The following is a 5,129-nucleotide window of genomic DNA, read 5'->3' as shown; positions in this document are numbered from 1 at the left end:
GATACGTATTGCATCCCGAAACCGAAACCACCAACGGGCGGAGGGAATGGCGGAAGCACACCACCTCCACCAGCACCTAAACCAAAACCAGGTGCTGGTGGATCCGGTGGATCTGGAGGAGGCAAAGGCGGAAGCGGAGGATCCGGTGGATCTTCAGGAGGATCTGGAGGCGGAGGCCCAGTAGCACCACCACCGCCACCACCTGTACCAACCCTGGCAGAATTGATTGCCATGGCCAGAACAAATTATAATGGGTTAGCTGGAAGCATCCCTCGTTATAATGGCAACAGCTATTCAGGATATGGTTATGGATATAGCTATGGATACAGTCCTGGTTTTGTTAACTGGTCGGAGTTTGGTGGCGGCATAGCCGATGGGGCAAAATCAACATGGGCCGGGCTAAAGTATCTGGTTAAGCATCCTGTAAAAACTGGTACTCATATACTTAAACTAGGAACGGGCATACCACATCCAGAACTTATCAAATATAAGTATAATGTTGCGAAAACTATCGTTTCAGATGCCAGGAAGTATATAGATGAAAGTTCCGGATCCAGGGTGGCTGGAAGAGCCACGTTTGAAATAGCATCAGTCCTTGTAGGAACAAAAGGCCTTTCAAATGTGACCAAAGTGGGTAGGGTTGCAAAACCGGCTGCGGTGGCTAGAGAGAATGTTGGAGTTAGTTTGAGACTTGAGGATACGGTAAAACCTAAACCGTACTCAAACCCGAATAGAAGACCAAATTACGGAAAAGGTCAAGTAGATATAGTCTGGGAAAATGCTAAGGATATCGATGGAAAAGTATATGATCCAAATACAGGGGAAGAATTGTTTTGGGATAAAAGTAAGTCAAGAGCAGGTCAATGGGACATGGGGCACACACCAGAAAATAAATATAGCAATTGGCATGAAAAATATATTAAAGGTGAAATCACCAAAGAAGAATTTTTAGATTGGTATAGAAATCCAAACAATTACAGACCAGAAAGTCCTTCTACGAACAGAAGTCATAAATATGAATAACGAGGAGCTCAAGTATATGCCGACAAAGAATGCAGACATTTTTACATTAGCTAAGTTTGGGGATTTAGAAACATTTACGAACAAGTTTGATATTGATGATGTCAATAAAAAAAGTGAAAACGGCTCTGGTTTATTACATTATGCTATTTCAGGTAATAAATTTGATATTGCTTTATTTCTTATTAATAACAACATTGATGTTAATATGATAAATTCTGACGGTCAAACTGCATTACATCTTATTTGTATCAATCAAGATTTAAATGTTGCTAAAGAGTTGTTGGAAAGAGGTATAGATATAAACTTAAGAGACAAATATGGTAATAATGCTATGTGGACTGCTGTATTCAATTGCAAAGGTAAAAATTACGAAATGGTTGAATTATTAATGACATATAAACCTGATATTTTCACTAAGAATAATGTTGGAAGGTCTCCTTTAGATTTTGCAAAGCAAGTAGGTAATGAGAAATTAATAAATATATTGTTAAAAAAATAGCATGTCATGATAGTGTTGCCTTGTTTGGTGTTTAGCCTTTCAAGGCTTTTTTATGGCTAAAAAAATTTTACTGTGTCTCGATTGACCCGAACACCAAATATGTGATCATAGACCTCCCAAATGAACGAAGGAGATGGTGGCAGCACACCGCCGCCACCACCAGCACCAACCCTGGCAGAATTGATTGCCATGGCCAGAACAAATTATAACGGTTTAGCTGGAAGCATCCCTCGTTATAATGGCAATAGCTATTCAGGATATGGTTATGGATATAGATATGGATACAGTCCTGGTTTTGTTAACTGGTCGGAGTTTGGTGGCGGCATAGCTGATGGGGCAAAATCAACATGGGCCGGGCTAAAGTATCTGGTTAAGCATCCTGTAAAAACTGGTACTCATATACTTAAACTAGGAACGGGCATACCGCATCCAGAACTTATCAAATATAAGTATAATGTTGCGAAAACTATTGTTTCAGATGCCAGGAAGTATATAGACGAAAGTTCCGGATCCAGAGTGGCTGGCAGAGCCACATTTGAAATAGCATCAGTCCTTGTAGGAACAAAAGGCCTTTCAAATGTGACCAAAGTGGGCAAGGTTGCAAAACAGGCTCCGATGGCTGGAGATAACATCGGCATTAGTTTGAGACCTAAGGGTACGGGTAACTTTGCTAATAAGAATTTTGCTTCTAGAGATTTACTAGAGTCTCATTACGAAAAGCATGCCGTTAAAAACAATGAATTCCATGGTGCTTATAGTAATGCAGATGAATATATGCAAGGGGCTAGGGATGTTATGAGCAGTGGCACAAAGGTAGTATATCAATATAAAGGTGAAACTCGAACAGGTTACGTGAAGTTTATGGGTAACTCTCGTAAGGGGGAAGCAAAATTTGAGTTTGTAGGAACAAATGCCAATGGTGATGTTACAACGTATCATGTCAAACGCGGTGAGGATTTATGGAAATTGCTAAATAACAATAAACGCGATAAGACAATTAACCCTATGGAATAAGGTGATTGCTTTTCATGCAATATACTGCAAAATTAATAGAAATAAGTCCTTTAATTGAAGAAGAAGCTGTACTTGAAATTAATGGACAAAGAATAGTTGCTTTTATCAATAACTGTCCTTTTGAGATAATTCAAGGAGGACAGTACCTAGTTGAAATGGAATTGGCTATACTTGATGACTTCGTAATTTCTAAGATTGATTCAGGTGAAAAAGGTATTGAACAGATAGGAGATAGTTTTTCGCATTTTATAAGAGGTACCTTGAATATTGATACTGGTAATATAGACGCAGGCATAATATTCGAGGTAGATAGTGAATTTCTTTTCGACTATGGATATCTTCATAATCAAAACGTACAAATTCGGGTAGATAGATTAAGCGTTGATTTTATTGGGTGATATGATGAACGAACCTTGATTGGCTAAGTGCCTTTCAAGGTTTTTTCTTGAACCGAAGATTTAAAAAACACTGATTTTGAATCAAAAGCTCATGATGGTTAACTGACACAGTAGATTGGTTGCAGTGAATTTAAAATAAAACTACCGCACATACTACTCGCTTTATATTGCACACGAGAATGACAAAGCCCGTTATGTTAAAGGGAGAAATTAACTAATACATAAAGCAAATGAACATAAAAGAAAAAAAGAATTTATTGAGAGGACAACATGAACTATGCCTTTATGAAATTCATTACTCATGAAGGTAACACCATCATGGAGTTTGGTTGTAAAAGTGAGATAGGGTGACAAGTACGATAAATAGGCGAGATGACATTTTACATGGCAGGGGTAGTTATGCATGGATGGCTAAAAAACTAACGAGAATGACAAAGCTCGTGGTGATAAACTATGGCTAACGTAAAAAAGGTGTTCATACTCTGCGTCGGTTTATAAATTATGGGTTGTATTTTTACTAGAGACGGTCGTATAATACTCACTATTCGTTTAAAGAACGTTACATAAATTGTAATTTTCGTAACGGAAGGGTGACAAGTTGAATACTTCGGGGTCGTTTCATATGCGCGCGTGCAAAAGATGTATACAGCTTGGAAATATTACGACGATGAAATCAAATCACTTGGTGAAGAAAAATGGACGGAATACTGTCGTTTCAAATTAAAGCAACAGTGGAGGTAAATTAAAATGAAGCAACTGCTGAAGAACCGGTTTCAACAGAGACCGCATCTTCAGCGCCTTCCAGTGCCGAGATAAAAGAATCAGCGCAAAAAGAAACGAAGAAACCTAAGGAAAAGCAGACGAAAACACCATCATCAAAAGAAGAGGAAAATGGAGTCGTCGCTTTTATTCAAGAAAAGCTGAACGCCATTGCGGAAGCGATCGCCGACTTTTTCAAAAGCCTCTGGGATGAAATCGCCAACTTCTTTGGCGGATCGAAAGCATCCGCGAGAGAAATCGAGGGAGATCCATATGAAATAAACCTGGCCAATGCCAGTTCGCATGACGATGACCGTCACAACGGCAACCGTGATGATGACGACGATGATGATGACAAAGAAGACAACAACGATGACGATCGTGATGACAAAGGATCTAAAAATAGAAAATCCGAAAAGTACTATGGAGACGGCAGAGGCCCGAAAGACTGGGACGATTTTTACGAATGGGATGATGACCATCCATTCAATGAAAAGCCGGACTATGTGAAGAAGCCAATCCGGAAAGCGAAGTATCAATATGATGAGGCAGGCAACCGGATTGAACAAAATGAAGACGGCAAAATTACGAAATACCGTTATAATGAATTGAATGAACTTGTGGAAACCGGCGACAAAAAGTATTACTATGATGCCAACGGCAACCTCGTTGAAAAGGAAACAAGGGAAGGCACGATCAAGTACGACTACGCGACCGACAACCGCTTGAAAGGCGTGTACTACCCGGACGGCTCGCAAGTGGAGTATGAGTATGACGCGCTCAGAAGAAAATCCTCCAGGACCCAGGGCTATTACCACCTGTCCAGGAAAGGAAACGGCTGGGGCTGGAGCAACCGGGAAGACTGGGATGATTGGAAAGATTGGGATGAATGGGACGATTGGGGCAAGTGGTACGATGGAGAGAAAAACAGCCTGAAAAAGTGGAAGGGCAAACCGTTTTACGAAGAAACGACCCAATACCTGTATGACGGACTCAATGTGTTGAAAGAATACGGGGAACACGGACAGCCGCTCGCCCAGTATTACCAGGGATCAGACCACACCATTGCCCGGAAGATGTTCGGGTATCACGGCCGGAAGCAGGAAGGGTATGAAGGCAATGTCCAGTCCAAAGGCGGACTGTTGTATTACCATGAAGACGCCCTCGGCAACATCCTGGATGTGACCGACCGCAGCGGAGAAAAACGGGCGTCGTACAGCTATGATGCGTTCGGCAACCTGTTCAGCCATATGGCGGCCCCATACAACGCCGTCGGGTTCACCGGAAAATCGTATGATGCGAAAGCAGGCATGATCGATTTCGGCTCAAGATGGTACAGCCCGAATGAAGGCCGCTTCACCACGATGGACACATTTGCAGGATGGTCGAACCAGCCGTTGACTTTGAACCGGTACAGCTATGTCCATAACAATCCG

Annotated in this window: 6 protein-coding genes; all 6 read left to right on the top strand. The window is 41.4% G+C overall.

Annotation, left to right across the window (positions count from 1 at the left end; all coding sequences use genetic code 11):
* The first annotated feature begins 12 nt into the window (after positions 1-12).
* Complete coding sequence (locus tag CU635_RS15860) at positions 13-1,023, top strand: HNH/ENDO VII family nuclease (protein ID WP_245917493.1); 1,011 nt, start codon at positions 13-15, stop codon at positions 1,021-1,023.
* 16 nt (positions 1,024-1,039) lie between these two features.
* Positions 1,040-1,522, top strand: a complete 483-nt coding sequence (locus CU635_RS15855; RefSeq protein WP_101578362.1) for an ankyrin repeat domain-containing protein — start codon at positions 1,040-1,042, stop codon at positions 1,520-1,522.
* Positions 1,523-1,642: 120 nt separating this feature from the next.
* Positions 1,643-2,536 carry a hypothetical protein gene (locus CU635_RS15850; protein ID WP_142382842.1) on the top strand — a complete coding sequence of 298 codons (894 nt, stop codon included), beginning with the start codon at positions 1,643-1,645 and terminating at the stop codon, positions 2,534-2,536.
* Positions 2,537-2,550: 14 nt separating this feature from the next.
* Complete coding sequence (locus CU635_RS15845; protein WP_101578359.1) at positions 2,551-2,934, top strand: hypothetical protein; 384 nt, start codon at positions 2,551-2,553, stop codon at positions 2,932-2,934.
* 1,050 nt (positions 2,935-3,984) lie between these two features.
* Positions 3,985-4,203: a hypothetical protein gene (locus tag CU635_RS15840; RefSeq protein ID WP_101578358.1), complete on the top strand. Its 219-nt coding sequence runs from the start codon at positions 3,985-3,987 to the stop codon at positions 4,201-4,203.
* Positions 4,200-5,129 (top strand): RHS repeat domain-containing protein (locus tag CU635_RS15835; protein ID WP_142383178.1); only part of this gene is annotated, 930 nt, incomplete at its 3' end. The genes CU635_RS15840 and CU635_RS15835, both read left to right, overlap by 4 nt.

Origin of the sequence: Bacillus canaveralius (genome assembly GCF_002860125.1) — a bacterium.
Lineage (GTDB): Bacteria > Bacillota > Bacilli > Bacillales > Cytobacillaceae > Bacillus_BJ > Bacillus_BJ canaveralius.
The sequence above is the reverse complement of the archived record's forward strand: the minus strand, read 5'-3'. Positions and strand labels throughout refer to the sequence as shown.

Bases quoted from the DNA above. Each gene is read 5' to 3' on its own strand.
- CU635_RS15855 (WP_101578362.1), top strand. From the start codon at position 1,040: ATGCCGACAAAGAATGCAGACATTTTTACATTAGCTAAGTTTGGGGAT.
- CU635_RS15850 (WP_142382842.1), top strand. From the start codon at position 1,643: ATGAACGAAGGAGATGGTGGCAGCACACCGCCGCCACCACCAGCACCA.
- CU635_RS15845 (WP_101578359.1), top strand. From the start codon at position 2,551: ATGCAATATACTGCAAAATTAATAGAAATAAGTCCTTTAATTGAAGAA.
- CU635_RS15840 (WP_101578358.1), top strand. From the start codon at position 3,985: ATGCCAGTTCGCATGACGATGACCGTCACAACGGCAACCGTGATGATG.